Annotated in this window: 15 protein-coding genes; 9 read left to right on the top strand and 6 right to left on the bottom strand. The window is 34.9% G+C overall.

Annotated elements, in window-relative coordinates:
* Positions 1–10: 10 nt before the first annotated feature.
* From GXM16_RS06780 to GXM16_RS06800, 5 genes are read left to right on the top strand one after another with little or no spacing between them, the layout of a single operon-like run.
* Entirely contained in the window at positions 11–2,071 is a 2,061-nt protein-coding gene (locus tag GXM16_RS06780; protein ID WP_163393639.1) for an eCIS core domain-containing protein, read from the top strand.
* Between the two features lie 11 nt (positions 2,072–2,082).
* Positions 2,083–2,595, top strand: a complete 513-nt coding sequence (locus tag GXM16_RS06785) for a hypothetical protein (RefSeq protein WP_163393640.1) — start codon at positions 2,083–2,085, stop codon at positions 2,593–2,595.
* Between the two features lie 5 nt (positions 2,596–2,600).
* Complete coding sequence (locus GXM16_RS06790) at positions 2,601–6,893, top strand: eCIS core domain-containing protein (protein ID WP_229684208.1); 4,293 nt, start codon at positions 2,601–2,603, stop codon at positions 6,891–6,893.
* Positions 6,894–6,905: 12 nt separating this feature from the next.
* The gene (locus GXM16_RS06795) at positions 6,906–7,562 is read left to right on the top strand and encodes a hypothetical protein (protein WP_163393641.1); all 657 of its coding nucleotides are present in this window, start codon (positions 6,906–6,908) and stop codon (positions 7,560–7,562) included.
* Positions 7,563–7,611: 49 nt separating this feature from the next.
* Positions 7,612–8,916, top strand: a complete 1,305-nt coding sequence (locus tag GXM16_RS06800) for an ATP-binding protein (RefSeq protein ID WP_163393642.1) — start codon at positions 7,612–7,614, stop codon at positions 8,914–8,916.
* 87 nt (positions 8,917–9,003) lie between these two features.
* Here the strand turns inward: GXM16_RS06800 and GXM16_RS06805 are convergent, their stop codons facing one another.
* From GXM16_RS06805 to GXM16_RS06825, 5 genes are all read right to left on the bottom strand, one after another.
* Positions 9,004–9,846 carry a DUF4249 domain-containing protein gene (locus GXM16_RS06805; protein WP_163393643.1) on the bottom strand — a complete coding sequence of 281 codons (843 nt, stop codon included), beginning with the start codon at positions 9,844–9,846 and terminating at the stop codon, positions 9,004–9,006.
* A gap of 5 nt (positions 9,847–9,851) precedes the next feature.
* A complete protein-coding gene (locus GXM16_RS06810; protein WP_163393644.1) occupies positions 9,852–12,470 on the bottom strand; it encodes a TonB-dependent receptor in 2,619 nt (872 codons plus the stop codon).
* A gap of 102 nt (positions 12,471–12,572) precedes the next feature.
* Positions 12,573–13,415, bottom strand: coding sequence for a FecR family protein (locus GXM16_RS06815; RefSeq protein ID WP_163393645.1), 843 nt, complete (start codon positions 13,413–13,415; stop codon positions 12,573–12,575).
* A 5-nt stretch (positions 13,416–13,420) separates the two neighbouring features.
* Complete coding sequence (locus GXM16_RS06820; protein WP_163393646.1) at positions 13,421–13,636, bottom strand: hypothetical protein; 216 nt, start codon at positions 13,634–13,636, stop codon at positions 13,421–13,423.
* A 45-nt stretch (positions 13,637–13,681) separates the two neighbouring features.
* Positions 13,682–14,203 (bottom strand): RNA polymerase sigma factor, encoded by a 522-nt coding sequence (locus GXM16_RS06825; RefSeq protein WP_163393647.1) that lies wholly within the window; start codon positions 14,201–14,203, stop codon positions 13,682–13,684.
* 548 nt (positions 14,204–14,751) lie between these two features.
* Between GXM16_RS06825 and GXM16_RS06830 the strand changes: the two genes are divergently transcribed.
* The 4 genes from GXM16_RS06830 (at position 14,752) to GXM16_RS06845 (ending at position 17,097) form a co-directional block, all read left to right on the top strand.
* Positions 14,752–15,342: a DUF6934 family protein gene (locus GXM16_RS06830; RefSeq protein ID WP_163393648.1), complete on the top strand. Its 591-nt coding sequence runs from the start codon at positions 14,752–14,754 to the stop codon at positions 15,340–15,342.
* Between the two features lie 38 nt (positions 15,343–15,380).
* Positions 15,381–15,584 carry a hypothetical protein gene (locus GXM16_RS06835; RefSeq protein ID WP_163393649.1) on the top strand — a complete coding sequence of 68 codons (204 nt, stop codon included), beginning with the start codon at positions 15,381–15,383 and terminating at the stop codon, positions 15,582–15,584.
* 90 nt (positions 15,585–15,674) lie between these two features.
* Entirely contained in the window at positions 15,675–16,178 is a 504-nt protein-coding gene (locus tag GXM16_RS06840; RefSeq protein ID WP_163393650.1) for a DNA-deoxyinosine glycosylase, read from the top strand.
* A gap of 115 nt (positions 16,179–16,293) precedes the next feature.
* Positions 16,294–17,097 (top strand): mechanosensitive ion channel family protein, encoded by an 804-nt coding sequence (locus GXM16_RS06845; protein WP_163393651.1) that lies wholly within the window; start codon positions 16,294–16,296, stop codon positions 17,095–17,097.
* Between the two features lie 71 nt (positions 17,098–17,168).
* On the opposite strand, the gene GXM16_RS06850 is transcribed toward GXM16_RS06845, so the two are convergent.
* A complete protein-coding gene (locus GXM16_RS06850) occupies positions 17,169–18,338 on the bottom strand; it encodes a zinc-dependent alcohol dehydrogenase (RefSeq protein ID WP_163393652.1) in 1,170 nt (389 codons plus the stop codon).
* Positions 18,339–18,558: the final 220 nt, after the last annotated feature.

An 18,558-nucleotide genomic window follows, 5' to 3' on the forward strand; every position in this document is an offset into this window, starting at 1 on the left:
TTGTATAGTCATGAGAACTTTAGAAAACAAAAAACCAGATAACCACACTTCTACTCCTTTTTTTGGACCAAAAATTCAGAAAAAACTAACAACAGGAACTGTAGGAGATAAATATGAAGTCGAAGCTGATAATGTTGCAGATAAGGTAGTCAATAAGTCCAAAAAAGGAGGATTACTTCAGTCCAAAGCAGAAACTGGCGTGCAAAAAATTTCTGCTTCTGAAAACATATCAAAAGTTCAGAAACATGATTTAGAACAAGAAAAGCCTGTACAGAAAAAAGGAAAAGAAAAAGAAGACGATAAAAAAGTACAGAAAAAGGCTGACAAAGAAGAGGATAAAAAAATACAAAAAAAAGGTAAAGAAAAAGAAGACGACAAAAAGAAAATTCAAAAAAAGTCTGACAAAGAAGATGATAAAAAAAAAACAGTTCAGGCAAAGGCAAATAATAATGAATCTAGTGTAAACAACAACAGAGTAGAAAGCAATTTAAAAAGCAGCAAAGGCGGTGGTTCTCCACTTTCTAAAGGAATAAAAAAAGAAATGGAATCAGGTTTTGGAACCGATTTTAGTAACGTTCGTATACATACTGATAACAATGCTGTACAAATGAGCCAGGATTTAAGTGCTCAGGCTTTTACAAATGGAAACGATATTTATTTTAACTCCGGCAAATACGATACCGAAAGTACTCAGGGAAAACATTTACTGGCACATGAACTTACTCATACCGTACAACAAAATTCAAATGTTCCTAAAAAACAACAGCCACACATACAAAGAAGCTGGATTGGAGATGCCTGGGATAGTGTAACTGATACTGTAAGTGATGGATGGGATGCTGCTACAGGAGCCGTTTCTGATGCGGCTTCTAATGTTGCAAGTGGCTTAAGTTCTGCCTGGGATGCCGCAACTACTTTTCTTGGAGATACAGCTTCGGCAGCTTGGGATGGCATAAAGTCGTTAGGCAGTGGCGCACTTCAATGGTTATCTGGTGCTGCATCTTATGTTTGGGATGGAATCAAATGGTTTTGTAGTAAAGCTTGGGATATCATTAAAGAAATTGGCACTTTTTTATGGGAAAAACTTTGCCTTCTTGGCAATAATGTCTGGTCATTCATAACCAATATTCCATCAAGATTGTGGAGAATAATTGTACATGGCTGGGATGGAATAACCGGAGTATTAGGCTGGGCATGGGACGGATTAAGTGCAGCGGCAGGTCATTTATGGTCAGGGGTGAAAGGCATTTTTGGCTGGCTCGGAAGTGGAATATCCGGAGCTGCAAACTGGATATTAGATGGTGTTGTTGCAGGTTACGACTGGGCCGTAGATTTTATTTCTGCACCAAGTTTATCAAAGCTTTGGAATGCTCTAACCGGAACTCTAGACTGGGTCTGGCGAGGTGTTTCTGGTTTTGCACAATGGGGCTGGGATGGTATCGTTGGTTTAGCTGTTTGGGCGTGGCAGGGAATTAAAGGTTTTGCTTCCTGGATATGGGATGGTGTATTGGGCGGACTGGCGTGGGCTGGAAAACTTTTACTGTATGTCATAGATTTAGTTGGACTTTTTGAAATATTACAGCTTTTATGGGGCTTAATTTTTAGAATGAGAAAACTAACCGATGTCGAAATAAATGCTTCATTACAAGTTCATCCGGCAGGAATGATTCCTTATGATTTAGTTTATGTTGATGAAGGCTCTCTTGTAGCTTACATTTCAGGTTATTTTTCCGGAGGAGGCTATAGAGCAGTAACAACAGCTCATATAATTCATGCTGCACCTGGAGAAGATACTGCTACAATGGTTCATGAGTTATCGCATGTTGCACAATATGAAAATGCTGGTTCTGTATATATGGCGCAGGCAATACATGCACAAGCCTTTGGTGAAGGTTACAATTATATAAATACAGATGGAACCTTTAAACATGCACATTTTAATGAATTCAATAGAGAACAACAGGCATCAATTTGTGAAGATTATTACAAATCACTAAATGGATTAGGCGGTCGTGCTTCTGCAGCAGCTCTACAGCCGTTCATAAATGAAATGAGAAGTGGTAGATTTTAAAATCCGAAATCATGAAGTCATCATTCAATCTTATTGCCTGTTTTATATGCCTTCTCTTTCTGGAATGTGATACTATTTATAAAAATAAATCAAATTCTTTATCAATAAAAGCTGATTCATCAATATCTAATTATATAAGGATTGAAGGTGTCTTATCTATCTTTCCTGATATAAAAAAAATATACATCAATTCTAAAAACAGAACTTCTTTGAAAGATCAGATTCTGATAATTATTTTTTCTGATGAAAAGGATTTGTTTGCATTTAAACAGAAAATAGACCAAGAAACCAATAAATCTATTGAGAATATAAAAACCAAAATAGACACTACAAAAGAAAATTATGCTTTAGTTTATCCAAGTAAAACTACTCCACATATTTTGTCTCTGACCAATGTGACTGTATTTAAAAATGGTCTATGGCTTGTTTTTTATTCTGAAACCAATCAAGACATAGAAACTGTTCTGGAATTCAAAAGAATTGGTATTAGTGTAATTCCGCAAACCCATATAATTTCAACTTAACAAAAATGCCCGCCTTTTCTTCAAAAATAAACGCAAATCCTTCTCATTCTTCGGCACATCGTGACAAAGGAAAGGATTCCTTTTTTGGTGTACAGGCAAAACTCAATATTGGCAAATCAAATGATAAATTTGAAGCAGAAGCCGATCACGTTGCTGATAAAGTTGTTTCAAATAAAAAAAATACAGCTCCTGAACCTTTTTTTACACCTTCGACTGTTGTCCAGAATAAAGCTATTGCAGAAACAAACGCGCAAAGCAAAAATGGCGAAATTCAGAAAAAAACGGCACCGGAAGGAATTTCTCCAGTTGTTCAGCCAAAACTAAAAGTAGTCCATAACAAACAAGCAGCAACTGTCGGGACTTTTTTCAAACCTTCGCCTGTAATTCAAAACAAACTGAATAACGAAATCCAGAAAAAAAACAATCCGGATAAAGAAACTCAGAAAAAACCTGAAAACAAAAAAATAGTTCCTGTTGTCCAGTTAAAAACAGAGAAAGAAGAATCAGTGCAAAAAAAGATTGAAGCTTCTAAATCGAAAGAAAAAACAAATACTTCAAAATCTTTGGTTCCACCCAAAAAAGAAGAAGATATTCAGAAAAAAAACGCTGTAGAGAAAGCGGAAACGATTCAAAATAAAACCGAAACTGCTAAAACTGACATTCCGAAAGCGAAAGAAAAAATCCTTCCTCCAAAACCATTAATTCAAAAGAAAAAAGAAGAGGAAATTCAAGCCAAAGAAGAAGAGGAAATTCAGGCTAAAGAAGATGAAAAAGAACTTCAGATGAGTTCTGCTACAGATGCACCTGCTGACACTTCAAATCTAGAAAGTAATTTAAACAGCAGTAAAGGCGGCGGCAGTCCTTTATCCGGAAAAGTAAAAGCTGAAATGGAATCTGGCATTGGAGCTGATTTCAGCAATGTACGCATACATAACGACTCAAATGCTGTTAAAATGAACCAGCAATTGGGAGCCCAGGCTTTTGCAACCGGAAACAATATTTATTTTAACGAAGGAAAATACAATCCAAATTCGCAGAGTGGTAAACATTTACTTGCCCACGAATTAACTCATACGGTTCAGCAGGGAGCAGCCATTAGAAAAAAACCGGAACCAATATCCCCTGCTCCCGAAATGATTCAGGGTTCGTTCCTTGATTTAGTTCCGAACTGGATAATCGATCAGGCACGCCACATTCCCGGCTATACACTTTTTACCGTTATTATTGGTTATGATCCATTACGCCAGGTTGATGTAGAACGAACTCCAATTAATCTTGTCGAAGGATTAATGGGACTTATTCCGTTTGGAACAGCCATTTTCGACAAGCTTCAGGAATATGGAATTCTACAGCAGGTTTTCGACTGGGTTGAAGGAAAACTGGGCGAACTAGGATTAACAATCGACAGTATTCTCGATATGGTAGAAGATGTTTGGAAAAAAGTATCTTTTCCTTACACAGACATCATTGATTTGGTTACTGAAAAATTTGAGGAGTTAGTTAACAGAATTACCTCTTTTGTAAGTGCTACAGTAGATCAGGTAATTACATGGATAAAAGAAGCTCTTATTGGTGTTGCCGAGCCTATACTTGCAGAAAATAAAGCCTGGTCATTAATCAAAAAAATAATTAAATACGATCCGTTGCGAGATGAAGCAGTCAATACCACAACGGTCGAAATATTAGAAGATTTCTTAATACTCATAGACAAGCAAACAGAGCTTGAGCAAATGCGTGAAAAAGGCACGCTTCAAAAAACCGCAGACTGGCTTGACACTCAGGTTGGAACTTTTACTTCATTATTAGGTGAACTTCGCGGACTTATAACTGCTGCCTGGGATGCTATTCAACCTTCAAATCTGGCCAATATTGCCGATAATCTCTCTGGGCTTGCAGATCAGGCCGGAGGGTTTCTGCAGAGGGTTTGGGATTTCGCCTCCGGCGTAGCACTAAAAGTATTGGAACTTGTTAAAGACTCGTTATTAGCATGGCTTTCTGAACAAGCCGCAACTGTTAGAGGTTACTCATTGGTAAAAGTAATTATCGGTAAAGACCCATTTACCCAGGAAGTAGTACCCCGTACGATTCCAAATCTAATACGAGGATTTATGAGTCTCATGGACGGCGGAGAAGAACAATATGCCCAAATGGTTGAAACAGGCGCCATAGCAAGAATTGCCGGTCAGATTGAAGCTGCAGTTGCTACTCTCAACATGACGCCACAATCAATAATACAGCTATTTACTGATATTTGGGATTCTATGACTATTGATGATCTTATACATCCATTGGATGCTTTTATGAGAATCATTGAAAAATTCGGAGAACCTATTGGACGATTAATTGCTTTTGTAGCAGAAATTATTCGAATTGTCATCGTTGCTATTCTGGAAATTATGAATTTCCCATTCGATCTTATTGGGAATATTATCACAAGAGCTTTAGAAGCGATTGATGATATCAAGAAAGACCCGATTGGTTTCTTAAAAAATATTCTCAGAGCCCTAAAACAAGGATTCATACAGTTCTTTGACAATATTGTAACCCATTTAATCAATGGTGTAACCGGCTGGCTGATGAGCGAGCTAAAAGATGCCAACATTCCGGTACTTACAGATTTCTCCCTGCGCGGTGTCATTACCTGGGTATTGGAAGTACTGAATATTTCGATGGAAAAAATCTGGGAAAAACTGGCAGCACATCCCCGCATCGGGCCGGCAAGAGTGGCCAGAATCCGTAGCATGATTAATACACTCGAAGGTATCTGGACATTCATCAAAGATGTTCAGGAACGAGGTATGGCCGCTATTTGGGATAAAATCCAGGAACAGCTCAGTAATTTATGGAATACCGTTCTCGATGCTGTCAAAAACTTCGTCATGGAGCGTATTGTCAACCGAATAACAGCCAGACTTTTAAGTATGTTAGACCCAACCGGAATTATGGCAGTAATAAACGGTGCAATAGCTTTCTTTAATGCAGTACAAAGTTTTATCAAATATCTGCGGGAAATGCTCGAAGTTGTGAATTCGTTTGTTAATGGTGTAGCCGATTTAGCGAGAGGCAATGTCGCTACAGCTGCAGATTATCTGGAAAGAACTATGGGACAAGCCATGCCGGTTGTGATAGGATTTCTTGCGAATCAGGTTGGATTAACAGGAATTGGGACAAGAATTGGCGAAATGATTATTTCTGTACAGCAAATGGTTGATGAGGCACTGACATGGCTGGTTAATAAAGCTGTGGATACGGGAATGAACATGCTGGATAGGCTTATGGGAAGAGGTGAACCTGAGGCTGCCGGTCCGATTGCAGGAGCCTTAGCAGAAATTGATTCTGAATCAGAAAAAGAAAAAGATGAAGGTTCAATTACACAGGAAGAAGCACAAACAATAAAAAATAAAGTAAACAATGATCATTCATCGGTAATCGATATTTCATCAGTTGCTGATGGAGGAGAAACCTGGGATTATACTTATATCCAAAAAGCGGTTAAAAAAGTCCCTAAGAAAACTGTAGATCCAACGATTATAAATGCAACTCCAGATGGAGACGGAAGACCTTCTAGAGTAACTGCAAATCCGTTAACAAGTAAAGAACCAGCCGATGGTCCGGGTCAGGCAACGGGGAGCAGGGCAATAATTGTAGGGCAGAATCTGATTGATCAATGGGTAGCACAAACAGGTGTCAAACATCCTCAGTCTACTGCCTTGGGTGTACACATTGTGGCTCATCATATATTTGGAAAATGGAATTCATCTAATATTGTTTTTGGTTTAAAAACCTTAAATGAACAAATGAAATCACCTGAAAAAATTGCGAGTGATAATAAAGCAGATAAACTTGAATACGATATGACAGTTCAATATCATGAAAATGATAAAACTGCAGCTAATGCTCTTTCTGCCAATGCAAACCCAACAACTGATGATGTGAAGAAAGCAATTGGGTTTTATGTTGCTAAATCGATTACAGGGCCAATTAACAAAATAAATGATGATGGATCAAAAACTTCGCTTGGAAGTGCCAATGCACAAGCCCCCACTTTCCCGGATATTGGCAGAGTAACTGATATTGGCCAGTTAATTATGGAACGTTTAAAAGCTAGTACAAATGCTAACACAACTGTAGTAAATGGTATAACATATAACCAGACAAGCTATACAAGTTACTCAACTTTGGCAGGTGATATCTCCAAAAGTCAAGAAGGAACAAGGATAAAACTTGACAATTTAACCTCTTCTAAAAAAATAACACGTGTTGGTAATAATTATTATGTTGATCCAAATGCAAGCTAAAATTTAACAATCATGAAAAGATCCGATATACTATTAAAAAAACTAAATGAATTTGGCATAACATCTTTTGATAAAAAATGGCCGGATTACATCAAAGAACTAGATTTAAAAAAAACAGATACCAAAATTCTAACAAATAATATTACTTCTTCGAACCTAAGTCATATTACCACTGGCGCTTCTGTTGAGCAGTTTGGAGCTATGCATGCCTGGAGGGCTTTAGGACAATTACAGGCGAAAGAATCGGTAAAGGTGCTTTTGAATTCATTAAGTAATGAAAAAAATCAGGAAGCATTTTGGTATCGCATTGAATTACCATTGGTAATCAAATTAATAGGAGCCGAAATTATAAAGCCTTTAACAGCTTTTATAAAGAAAAAAGAATATCAGTGGGGCGATAAAGTAATAATCATTAATGGATTAGTGCAAATAGCACTAAATGAACCAAAATTTAAAGATCAGATTGAAGAAATTATTAATTCTGTTTTAAAAAATTATAAAAAGAATGATCCTGCTTTTAATGCTTCTATTCTCAACGCTTTATTTAAAATAAAACCATACAACAATAAACTAGTCAGAGAAATTATTAACAATGACCTGTTTGATTATGATTTTATAGATCGGCCAGAATTAGACAAATTCATTAAAAATGCCAAAATGTACCAATGAAAAAATAGAATAACTCAAAATCGTCTGTTTAAACTCAATCAAAATAAAAATGGAAAATGTATTCACATACCTAAAAAATCAATTCGTATTTCAACTTGATCTCCTTTTCCAGGTCGAAGATGCAATGGAAAAACCTGCTGGAATCCCAATCAATTCAAATGGGTTTATCAGTGAATTTATTATTGAAAACAACCTGACAGAAACCGACATTCTTTTATTAGGATTGGCTCTTGTTCCTCATGTCAAGCCCGATTTTTTAAGTTCAATTATTGCGGAATATTTACCTAATGGCGGTGAACTGCCTGAGTTTGGCGGAATCAAAACGAAGAACCATCGCGGTATTTTACCTACGGGTGAAACAGCACAGTTTTTAATTGCCGGAAATGATCTTGACGACAGAATTGCTTTTTATAATTATTTACACAATCATTCCTTTCTTTATCGAAAAGGAACCCTAAAACTGGATATTGTTCCTGCCGGAGAACCCAAACTAAGTGGTCAGTTGGTTTTAGAAGATGAATACATCGAAAAATTCTTAACCGGAAAAGTCCTGAAACCGCAGCTGAGCAGTGTTTTCCCTGCTCAATTGATCGAAACACAACTAGACTGGAATGATTTAGTACTCAATTCTAACACTCTAAATCAGATTAAAGAAATAGAAACCTGGCTTAAATTCAATGAAATTTTACTTCATGAATGGGATATGAAAGCTACTATTAAACCCGGTTTCAGGGTTATGTTCTATGGTGCGCCGGGTACGGGAAAAACACTAACGGCTTCGCTTTTGGGGAAATATACCCGAAGAGATGTTTACCGAATTGATTTGTCTATGATAATTTCGAAATATATAGGTGAAACAGAAAAAAACCTTTCTTCTCTTTTTGACAAAGCAGCTGATAAAGACTGGATTCTCTTTTTTGATGAAGCCGATGCTGTTTTCGGAAAAAGAACAAATGTCAGGGACGCACACGATAAATATGCCAATCAGGAAGTTTCTTATTTACTGCAGCGTATCGAAAACCATCCCGGACTTGTTATTCTTGCTTCTAATTTTAAAGCGAATATTGATACCGCTTTTACCCGAAGATTTCAATCCATCATTGAGTTTGAAGTACCTTCCTATAGTGAACGTTTACAGTTGTGGAAAAATAACCTGCCAAAAGGAATTAAAATTGCTGAAGATGTGAACCTTAACGAAATTTCGAAAAAATATGACATCACCGGTGCCAATATTGTCAACATTATTCAATATGCCTGCCTGAGAACACTGGAAGAAGAAAATGAGAATATTAACCTGAACCATCTTCTTCAGGGAATAAAAAAAGAATATGTAAAAGAAGGAAAAATGATGTAACCAAAAGATGAAACTCATTATAAAACATACATCTGCCAATAAAACATTTGACAGATGTATTACAAATCAACCTAATAAATAATCTTTTTATTTTACCAGATAAGCAACTTTGTCTGCTTCACAAAGCCTGAAATAGCCAAAAGCAAAATCACTTGTGTTAGTTGTATTTACAATATTGCCTCTGATATTTCCGGGAGGAACAGAAAAAGGACTTCCGCCGTATATTTCTAAAATTAAGTTCATATAATTATAGAAATTTTTTGAAATACCACGATGCGTAATATGAACGGTTTTTCCGGGTTTCATTTTATCTTCGTCTGAGAATCGTGTACTTACTTCGTTTCCATTAAACAAATCGTCATCTGTCAGTTCATATTCCGGAAATAAAAGAAAATCACTTTGATAATCTGTCAAATAATAATTGACCTCGTTTGCAGGATCTTTATAATAAAAAGTAAGTTCGATTACATCTTCTCCTCCAAAATCAGGAACAATCGCTTGTTCTACTTTCTCAATTGGTGTTACAGATGTCAGTTTTTCTACCGCAGTAAAACTTTGCCCTTCAGCCGTTACATAAAGTGTATAATTCATATTAATGACAGGAACAAAATTTGTACACACGTAAGAGCCCGGTGACGTTTCATTAAATGTAAACACATCACCATCACTGTTTTCAATTCTTACCTGAGCTCCCGAAACTTTTGGCGTAGTATTGTTGTAATAAGGTGCTGTTTTACTAATTTTTATGGTTTGCTCATTACCGGTTGTTCCTTTTTGCCAGATAATTTCTGCATCTACAACTAGTCTTGTTTCACCTGTTTCTAAATCAAGGTTTACCGTTTCTTCACAAGATGAAAAAAACTGCACAAAAAGCAAACTTAATAAAATCAGTAATTTATTTATAAAATTGTATTTTTTTAGCCTTTGCATATTGATTAAAATTTAAAATTATAAGAAACACCAGGAACTATTCCGAAAATAGATAGTCTTCTGGTCTCATTCGCTCCTGTATCCTCATTTGTTGCAAACGTCATAGAAGCGGCATTTTGTCTGTTGTAGATATTATAAATGCTAAATACCCAATAGCTCTGCCAGCCTTTCTTTCTATCCGGTTTAGGCGTGTAAGTTGCTGCCAGGTCTAAGTGATGGTAAAGCGGCAGCCTGTTTTCATTTCTCAAAGAAAAATTTGGAATATTAATTCCTCCTAATTCGTAATAGCTATTTGCATACGTTACCGGCTGACCCGATTGTAATGAAAAATTGGCATTAAAAGACCATTTTGGATTATAGAGATAACTCCCTACAATATTCAAATTATGGAGCTTATCGTATCCGGTTAAATACCAGTCACCGTTTGCTACTCCGGGTTCTTCTGGTGTTCTTCCAGGAGTTTTTTGTTCAGCTCTTGACAGCGTGTAAGAAACCCAGCCGGTAAAATTGCCAGTATTTTTTCTAAATAATAATTCTAAACCATATGATCGTGCTTTACCGTTCAGGATAACTTGTTCTATATTGTTATTTGCCAATATATCTGCTCCGTCTATATAATCGATTCGATTCTGAATGTTTTTATAAAATAATTCTCCTTCCAAAGAATAATCTTTATCCTTGAAATTCCTAAAATACCCAAGAGCGTACTGATCCAGAAGCTGTGGCTTGGTAAAAGGTCCGCTTGGTGTCCAGATATTCATTGGTAAAGGCGACTGAGTATTGGATAAAATATGAATGTATTGCGCCATTCTGTTGTAGCTTGCTTTTACTGAAGTATCATCATTAAAAGCGTATGATAAGGCAGCACGTGGTTCTAAATTATCAAACTTACTTATCGTTTCTCCACTTCCATACGATATAGTTCCAGTTGGAGTTCCTTCTTCATAAATATTATATAACGGATTGTATACAACTGCCTGTCCATTTTCGTACGTGCTTATTTCCTCACCTCCTAAGCGGTAAAACATACTATAACGAAGTCCGTAGCGAAGATTGAGTTTTTCTGTAATTTGATGTTCAAAATCAAGATAGACAGAAGATTCAAAAGCATATTTTTTATCAAGTTGTTTGTAATTGAACTCTGAATCTGAACTTGTAGGCTGTACAGTACCCGGATTAAAATCATAATACTGACCATCAATTCCGTAGTTGAGTTTTAGCTTTTCAGAAACTGTATGATTCCAGTTATATTTAAAACCATAACTTTTTATGGTATTGTCCCATTCGAAATTTTCGGTTGAAATTCCAAGATTAAAATTATAATCGCTATAGAAAACAGATAAATTTGTATTTAAGTTATCCGAAAAATTATGCTTCCAGCTTAAAATCCCCATTATATTGCCGTAAGTACTGGCAAAACGATCATTGATATCAAAAACATCATTTCCTAAATATCCTGTAAAGGCAAGAGTATTATTTGTACCCAAGCGATAATTTAGTTTAGCATTGATATCATAAAACATAGCCGAATTATTATTATCAGCCAGTTTCAAAAATAAATGTGCATAAGAGCTTCTTGCTGCCAAAAGAAAGGATCCTTTTTCTTTTTTTATAGGTCCCTGAACCAATAGACGGCTTGATATTAAGCCTACACCACCGTTTACTTTGTAATTTTCAAAATCACCTGTTAACTGACTTACATCAAGAACAGAAGAAACTCTTCCTCCAAATTTAGAAGGGATTCCTCCTTTGTACAAATCCAGCCCGTTGACCACATCTGCATTAAAAACAGAGAAAAAACCAAACATGTGAGAGTCACCATAAACAGGAGCCCCGTCTAAAAGAATCAAATTCTGATCAGCGGCACCTCCCCGAACATTAAAACCCGAAGAAAGTTCCCCGGCATTTGTAACTCCCGGTAATGTCAATATTGATTTTAAGGGATCAGGCTCTCCCATAGCAGCCGGAATTCTTTTAATCTCCTCCATGGTAAGCTTATTGACACTCATCTGCGTATTTCTCACATCAACAGCTTTTGAGTTGGTAACAATTACCTGCTCCAGCTGTTGGCTGTCGGCATCCATAACAAAGTTTATTTTCTCATCACCAGAAATAGTTATTAGTTTTTCTCCATTTTTAAAGCCTACATAACTAACAATGACTGTATAAGTACCTTTATTTAATTCTAATGAGAAAATACCGTTTGCATCTGTAGTAACGCCTGTTTCCAGTTCTTTAATAAAAATATTGGCGCCAATAACAGGCTCTTTATTCTCATCAAGAACCTGACCGGTTAACTTGCTTTTTTTTTTGGCTGCAGAGGGTTTTGAAGTTTTTTGCTTTACGAAAATATTATTCCCAACGATAGAAAACTGAATCGAAGCGTTCTTATTCAGTTCATTAATAAGGGCTTTTATTTCTATATTTTTATATGTGCTTTTTTGATTAAAATATTTTTGATTAGTATTAATCTGATCTGTAAAAGCAAATTTAAAATCGGTTTGATTCTCGATTTGCTTAAACACTTCTTTTAATGTCATATTTTGATCTACAGTAACTGATATGTTTTGAGAGAACATACACAAACTGAATAAAAAAAAGCATGCTGAAATTATATGCTTCATGAAATTTTGTATTTTTGATTTATTATTATACGGGATAGTTCTATACTTCCCTGACTATGAGGAGGATGTTTAGTTTCGCGGCTAGTGCATCCTTTTTCTTTTCTATCGAAAAGTAATCTGTTTTAAATCTTCATTTATTTCAAAGTTTAGGTTATACATTTCTGATATTAATTGCACAATTGTTTTCAAATTTTCTTTTTTATTGATTCGTATTGTAATTCTCTGATTGTCGAATTCTTCAGGAATAGTCATTTTGTAACCATAATTTTCCATAATATAATAGGTAACAGCGCTCAGTTTTTCGTTTTCAAAATCCATAAACCTTTGAAATTCGGTTACTTTAGCAATATTGTTTCCATAAATAAATTCTTCACCCGGTTTAAGTATCCATTTTTGATCCTGATCTTTCACATTCATCTGAACACTACCTTCATAAAGAGCAACGGTTACTCCTTTATGTACATTTCCCTGTACCGTAAAACAAGTACCCAATACAGTAGTTGTAGTTTCATTGCAAAAAACCTGAAACGGATGTATTTTATCTTTTTTAACTTTAAAATAGGCCTCCCCTTCTATTATAATCTTTCTGTTGCTTTCGAAATTATTAGCATACACAATTTTAGAATTTGGGCTTAGTTCTACCCTCGAACTATCCGGAAGCACAACAATCTTTACTTTTGAAGTAGTATTTTTTATTACATTTGAAGCCAAATAAATCTCATCTTCTAACGGGCCACGATTGAAATAAAGTCCCATACCAATACCGAGAAAAATGATAACTGCTGCCGCTGCAGCGTAACGCCAAATTTTAAACTTTGGCTTTTTTGCACCAAAGGTCTTAGATTGAAATTGTTTCCAAGAAGCTTTTTTTTCGCTGTCTGAATGTGAAAGAGGAGTTTCGCTCCATAATTTTTCAAATTCCTTGTCGAGTTTTTCTTTATCCATGACCTTTATAGGTTAAGTTTTTTACAATAAAATCCTTGTTTGGTAAAAACACCGTACACCATTTCCTGAATGTCCCTGTTGGTTTCAATCCTAAGAATTCTTTCTCGGTTTTTGAAATCAAAATTGATAATACAATCAGAAATAATGAACTGTAAAAGTGCTACAAGCAGGCTTGCATCTTTCTTTGTTCTGACATTCGTTTTATACGCTTCGATATGCATTTTCGTTCTCGTTTTTATATATAACAAACGAGAATGAAAAAGTTCCTAATCGTTTTCGACTTTTTTTCGAATAAATTTATTGGCGAGGTAAATATGATTGGCAATCGTTTTTTCAGAAAGGTCTGTAATTGCTGCAATCTCCTTATAACTAAGGTTTTCCAGTTTATGTAAAGTAAATATTTTTTGTTGCTGCTCAGGAAGCTGATTTATGAAAGTCTGCAGTTTTTCCTGCCTTTCTTCAAAAATTCCTGTCTCAGCATCGTCTTGTTCATTATGAAATTGTGAAGGGTTGAGTTCGATAATTTTATTTTCGCGGTTAACATGATTAATTATGATATTCTTGCATATTGTAAACAATTGTTTATCAAATAATACATCCTCATTAAGTAATGTTCTTTTATCATACAATCTTAAAAATGTCTCCTGAACAAAATCCTGCGAAGTAAGAACAGTAAAATTAAATCGTTTCGCAATGTTTATTAGTTTGTCGTAGTAATTTAAATAAGCCTGTTTAAAAGCAGCTTCATTGCCTTTTTTTAAACTTAATATAAACTTTCTATTGTCCATAATGCAAACATGATAATAAACTAACTCAATGTCTAAAATAATATTGTATTGAAATATGTAAAGCTTCCTTTAATTTTCCGGATAGCTTAGAGCAGTACAAAGAACAGAAATTTATTCTGAAAATTTATACGAAAATTAAATTTTCAGACATTTCAAAATACAACTTACAATTGAAAGTCCTAATAAACTATAGCTTTTTTTTGTATAAAACATAATATTTAGTATAATTTAAAAATAAAAATCTTACAATTAGATATTTTTTTGTACTTTTATTCAAATTTTTAAACTTGTATCAAACTAAAAATTCAATTCAAACGTATACAAAAGAAAACGATAATCTTAATTAGAGAAATTCAATTCACTGAACTGTTTTTGGAAAAACATTGAATCCTATCTTGTTTTTGGTTGTCGTTTTTTTCCTTTTATTAAAACGTCTTCAATATCCATTAGAACAGCGTAAAACTACATAAATAACAATAAAATTCTTATTTTAGGATAATAAACCAAAATGGATATTTATATTTACTTATAAATTGAAATAAATTAAGTTGGATTTTTTAGATAAAGCGTATAATTATAATTTTGAAGGCATTACTAATGAAGTTTACCAGTTTCGGTTCATTAGTGTAGGCATACAGGAAATAACCAAAATTGTTTCCATTTCGCCTATAAATAAAAAACTAAATTGGTACAGCGTAGGCTTTGGAAATCTGGAAAATCATGAAAGTATCATAACCGTTAATGACCTTGCCGAAATTAACAATAATGATTACGATGAAGTTTTAGCCACTGTGTTTATGTGTATTCTTCATTTTTTCATTTCTAATCCGGATCACACTATTTTGTTTTTTGGAAATACCCTTCATAAACACCGCTTGTATAAACAAAAAATTTCTTCGAATATCATTATTTTAAGACAATATCTGGAAATCTCAGGAGGCAAAACAGAAGAACAGATTAAGCTCTTAGAAAAAAAACAAACCATTACCCGAAAAGGAAAAGAACGCCAAAGAACTATTAGGGAGAAAGACCTGACATCCCTCAGTAATAGTATTGAAATAAAAAGCATTGAAAAATATAACGCAGCCAAAACCTCTGACTATCAATTTGTTTTGTTTAAGTTAAAAAAAGATCTATGATTATTGAAATAATAAAAAAATAGTATATTTGTAACGTTATGGGAGCAAAACAATTAAGAGATTTAGTAGAAAAACAAATAGAAAAATCTACTAACTTCTGGGCAGGTCGTCCTAAAATGACTATACAGGAGTTAGAAGCCGTAGAGAAATTTGCCAAAGAAAAAGGTAAGCTTTTCGAAAAAGTATTTGATTCTCCTGAAAAAATAGAAAGAATAAACAAAATGCAAAATAGCGCATTGTAAGATATTTAATTCCAAACAAAACCATCTAAGTAATTAGGTGGTTTTTTTATGCGTTAATTTTTCGCTACATTATAATTTAATTTGATATTTATGTACAAAACGGCTTTACATCCGCTGGCAGATAATTCCAGCAGGATATTAATCCTCGGAACAATGCCAGGCGATCAGTCTATTGCTAAACAACAATATTATGGAAATAAAGGAAATCATTTCTGGAAAATCATATTTACTATTTTTAACGAGAACTACAGTGCTTCATACGACGATCGTAAAACGTTTCTGAAAAAATATAAAATTGCTCTTTGGAATGTACTGGCGTCCTGTATCAGGGAAGGAAGCAGTGATTCTAAAATAACCAATGAAGCAATAAATGATTTTGTAAGCTTCCACAAAGAATATCCAAACATTCAACATGTTTTTTTTGAGAGTAAATCAGCCGCTAAATTTTATCATAAACATTCAGTTCCTCAACAAGGTATCTCTTATCATATTCTTCCTTCAACAAGCGGTTTGAATGCCGGCACATCTTTTAGCCAAAAAGTTGAAATGTGGAAAATTTTGGCTGACACAGCACATACTTTTGATAAATCATAGATAATTATACATTGATCAATTATATAAATAAATAAGATTATCGTGTAAATTATTTCATTGATGAGTTATTACTTTTAAATATCAACAAAAAAAACATTTAATAATAAATACTTTTATGGAAGAATTTTTCAGTGATATCATAAACCATCTCGAAGGATATTATAACAGTATTGTTGACCTTACCCCTAAATTATTACTGGCTGTTGCTGTGGTCTTAATTTCATGGTTTATAGCCTTGCGTGTAAAAGGATTTGCAGACAGACGTTTAAAAACCAGAATGCATGATCCGTTACTGGCTACTTTTATTGCAAACCTTCTAAAGGCCATTCTTATTATTATTGGGTTTCTGTTTATGTTTCGTGTTATCGGACTTACAGGTGTAGCACAAAGCATTCTTGCGGGAGCAGGTATATCTGCCTTTATAATCGGATTTGCATTGAGGGATATTGGCGAGAATTTTTTGGCCGGCATTCTGCTGGCATTCAAAAGACCATTTTCTGTAGGAGATATTATTGAAACCAATGGGGTAAAAGGCAAAGTCGAAGCCCTTAATTTACGCGACACTCAAATAAGGAGCGCCAGTAAAAACATTTACATCCCAAATGCACTTTTAATAAAAAATACACTTATCAATTTTAATAGTGACGGCTACTTGCTGCAGGATTTTACTATTGGACTTGAATATGGCTCTGATTACAGAAAAGCACTGGATTTGATTACTGAAATATTAAAAAAAGACAGCGAAATTGTTGATAAGGATTATTTTAACTCGGCAGTAGTATCTGGTGTTACGGGAAATACAATTCAGATTAATGTCAGATATTGGGTAAAAACAGATTTATCTATCAGTGAGCATCTTTCAGAAATGATTATTAAAGTTACCGAAGCGCTAAAGGAAAGCGGGTTTAATATTAAATAACTGAATATTTATATAAGATAAAATCCTAATTCTAAACAATCCTAGAATTAGGATTTTGTCATTTTTAATAATTATTGCCATGGATCTAATACAACCTTTACACAGCCGTCTTCTCTCTTTTTAAAAATATCATAGGCGTGCGAAATCTCAGATAAAGGCAATCTGTGTGTAATGATATCATCCAATTTTACTTTTCCCTGCACTACATATTCCAAAAGTTTATCGATATGCTTATGTGCCGGTGCCTGCCCTCCTTTAAGGACGATTCCTTTATCAAAAAACTGCCCGATCGGGAAATTATCATAATTAACACCATAAACGCCGAGGACTGAAACAATACCGCTTCTTCTTACGGCGCTCATACAGGCTTCTAAAACTTTAGTTGATCCTTTTTCGAAATTAACTGTGGCTTTAACACGATCCACAAAACTTCGGTCCGGTTCAAAACCTACTGCGTCAATACAGACATCTGCTCCGCGTCCCTGAGTAAGCGCCCGGATCTGCTCTACTACATCTTTGGCGCCATCTTCCCAAAGTATGGTTGCTGCACCAGTTGTTGTTTTAGCTTTATCAAGTCTGTATTGCAACGTATCTACAATAATTACTTGTGCAGCTCCACGCAGCCAGGCACTTTTGGCCGCCATTAGCCCCACAGGACCAGATCCAAAGATGGCCACAGTTTCACCTCCTTTTACCTCTCCCCAATCAACTCCTGTATATCCGGTTGGAAAAATATCTGTCAGAAAAAGAACCTCTTCGTCCGTTAAATTATCGGGAACCATTCTTGGTCCATAATTAGCATAAGGTACACGAACATATTGTGCCTGACCTCCGTCGTATCCGCCGTATAAATCCGTATAGCCAAAAAGGGCCCCACCCTTTTCTGTTAATATTCCTCCTTCAGGACCATAATTTTCAGGGTTGCTATGTTCGCAATTTCCTGGTACGTCATGATCGCAAAAGAAACAATTTCCGCACGCAATGGGAAAAGGAACTACTACCCTGTCACCTCTCTTAAGATGGGTTACTGAAGATCCTGTTTCTTCAACTATCCCCATGAATTCATGTCCAAGTACCATTGGTCTTGGCTGGGGAAAACCTCCTGAATAGATATGTAAATCAGATCCGCAGATCGCAGTTGAAGTTACTTTTAAAATAATATCGTCTTTTTCTTTTAGTTTAGGATCATCTACTGTATCGTATTTAATAGATCCTGGTCCATGTATGACTGCTGCTTTCATATTATGATTTTTAAAATTAAGACTCCTAAGTAACTATTATTAAAGCCTTTACATTTACATTATTTATCTTAACTCTTACATAAATATACAACTGGCAATCCTATAAAATTTAAAAATAAAATTGTAAGCATCCGATATTCTTAGACACTAGTTTTGATATATTCTCTTAAATAGTTTACAAGAAAGGGCTATTATTTGATTTTTTTAATCTTAAAAATTA

The sequence above is a fragment of the Flavobacterium limi genome (assembly GCF_010645075.1).
Taxonomy (GTDB): Bacteria; Bacteroidota; Bacteroidia; order Flavobacteriales; family Flavobacteriaceae; genus Flavobacterium; species Flavobacterium limi.

Coding starts and splice junctions, on each gene's coding strand:
- GXM16_RS06780 (WP_163393639.1), top strand. CDS start 11: ATGAGAACTTTAGAAAACAAAAAACCAGATAACCACACTTCTACTCCT.
- GXM16_RS06785 (WP_163393640.1), top strand. CDS start 2,083: ATGAAGTCATCATTCAATCTTATTGCCTGTTTTATATGCCTTCTCTTT.
- GXM16_RS06790 (WP_229684208.1), top strand. CDS start 2,601: ATGCCCGCCTTTTCTTCAAAAATAAACGCAAATCCTTCTCATTCTTCG.
- GXM16_RS06795 (WP_163393641.1), top strand. CDS start 6,906: ATGAAAAGATCCGATATACTATTAAAAAAACTAAATGAATTTGGCATA.
- GXM16_RS06800 (WP_163393642.1), top strand. CDS start 7,612: ATGGAAAATGTATTCACATACCTAAAAAATCAATTCGTATTTCAACTT.
- GXM16_RS06805 (WP_163393643.1), bottom strand. CDS start 9,846: ATGCAAAGGCTAAAAAAATACAATTTTATAAATAAATTACTGATTTTA.
- GXM16_RS06810 (WP_163393644.1), bottom strand. CDS start 12,470: ATGAAGCATATAATTTCAGCATGCTTTTTTTTATTCAGTTTGTGTATG.
- GXM16_RS06815 (WP_163393645.1), bottom strand. CDS start 13,415: ATGGATAAAGAAAAACTCGACAAGGAATTTGAAAAATTATGGAGCGAA.
- GXM16_RS06820 (WP_163393646.1), bottom strand. CDS start 13,636: ATGCATATCGAAGCGTATAAAACGAATGTCAGAACAAAGAAAGATGCA.
- GXM16_RS06825 (WP_163393647.1), bottom strand. CDS start 14,203: ATGGACAATAGAAAGTTTATATTAAGTTTAAAAAAAGGCAATGAAGCT.
- GXM16_RS06835 (WP_163393649.1), top strand. CDS start 15,381: ATGGGAGCAAAACAATTAAGAGATTTAGTAGAAAAACAAATAGAAAAA.
- GXM16_RS06840 (WP_163393650.1), top strand. CDS start 15,675: ATGTACAAAACGGCTTTACATCCGCTGGCAGATAATTCCAGCAGGATA.
- GXM16_RS06845 (WP_163393651.1), top strand. CDS start 16,294: ATGGAAGAATTTTTCAGTGATATCATAAACCATCTCGAAGGATATTAT.
- GXM16_RS06850 (WP_163393652.1), bottom strand. CDS start 18,338: ATGAAAGCAGCAGTCATACATGGACCAGGATCTATTAAATACGATACA.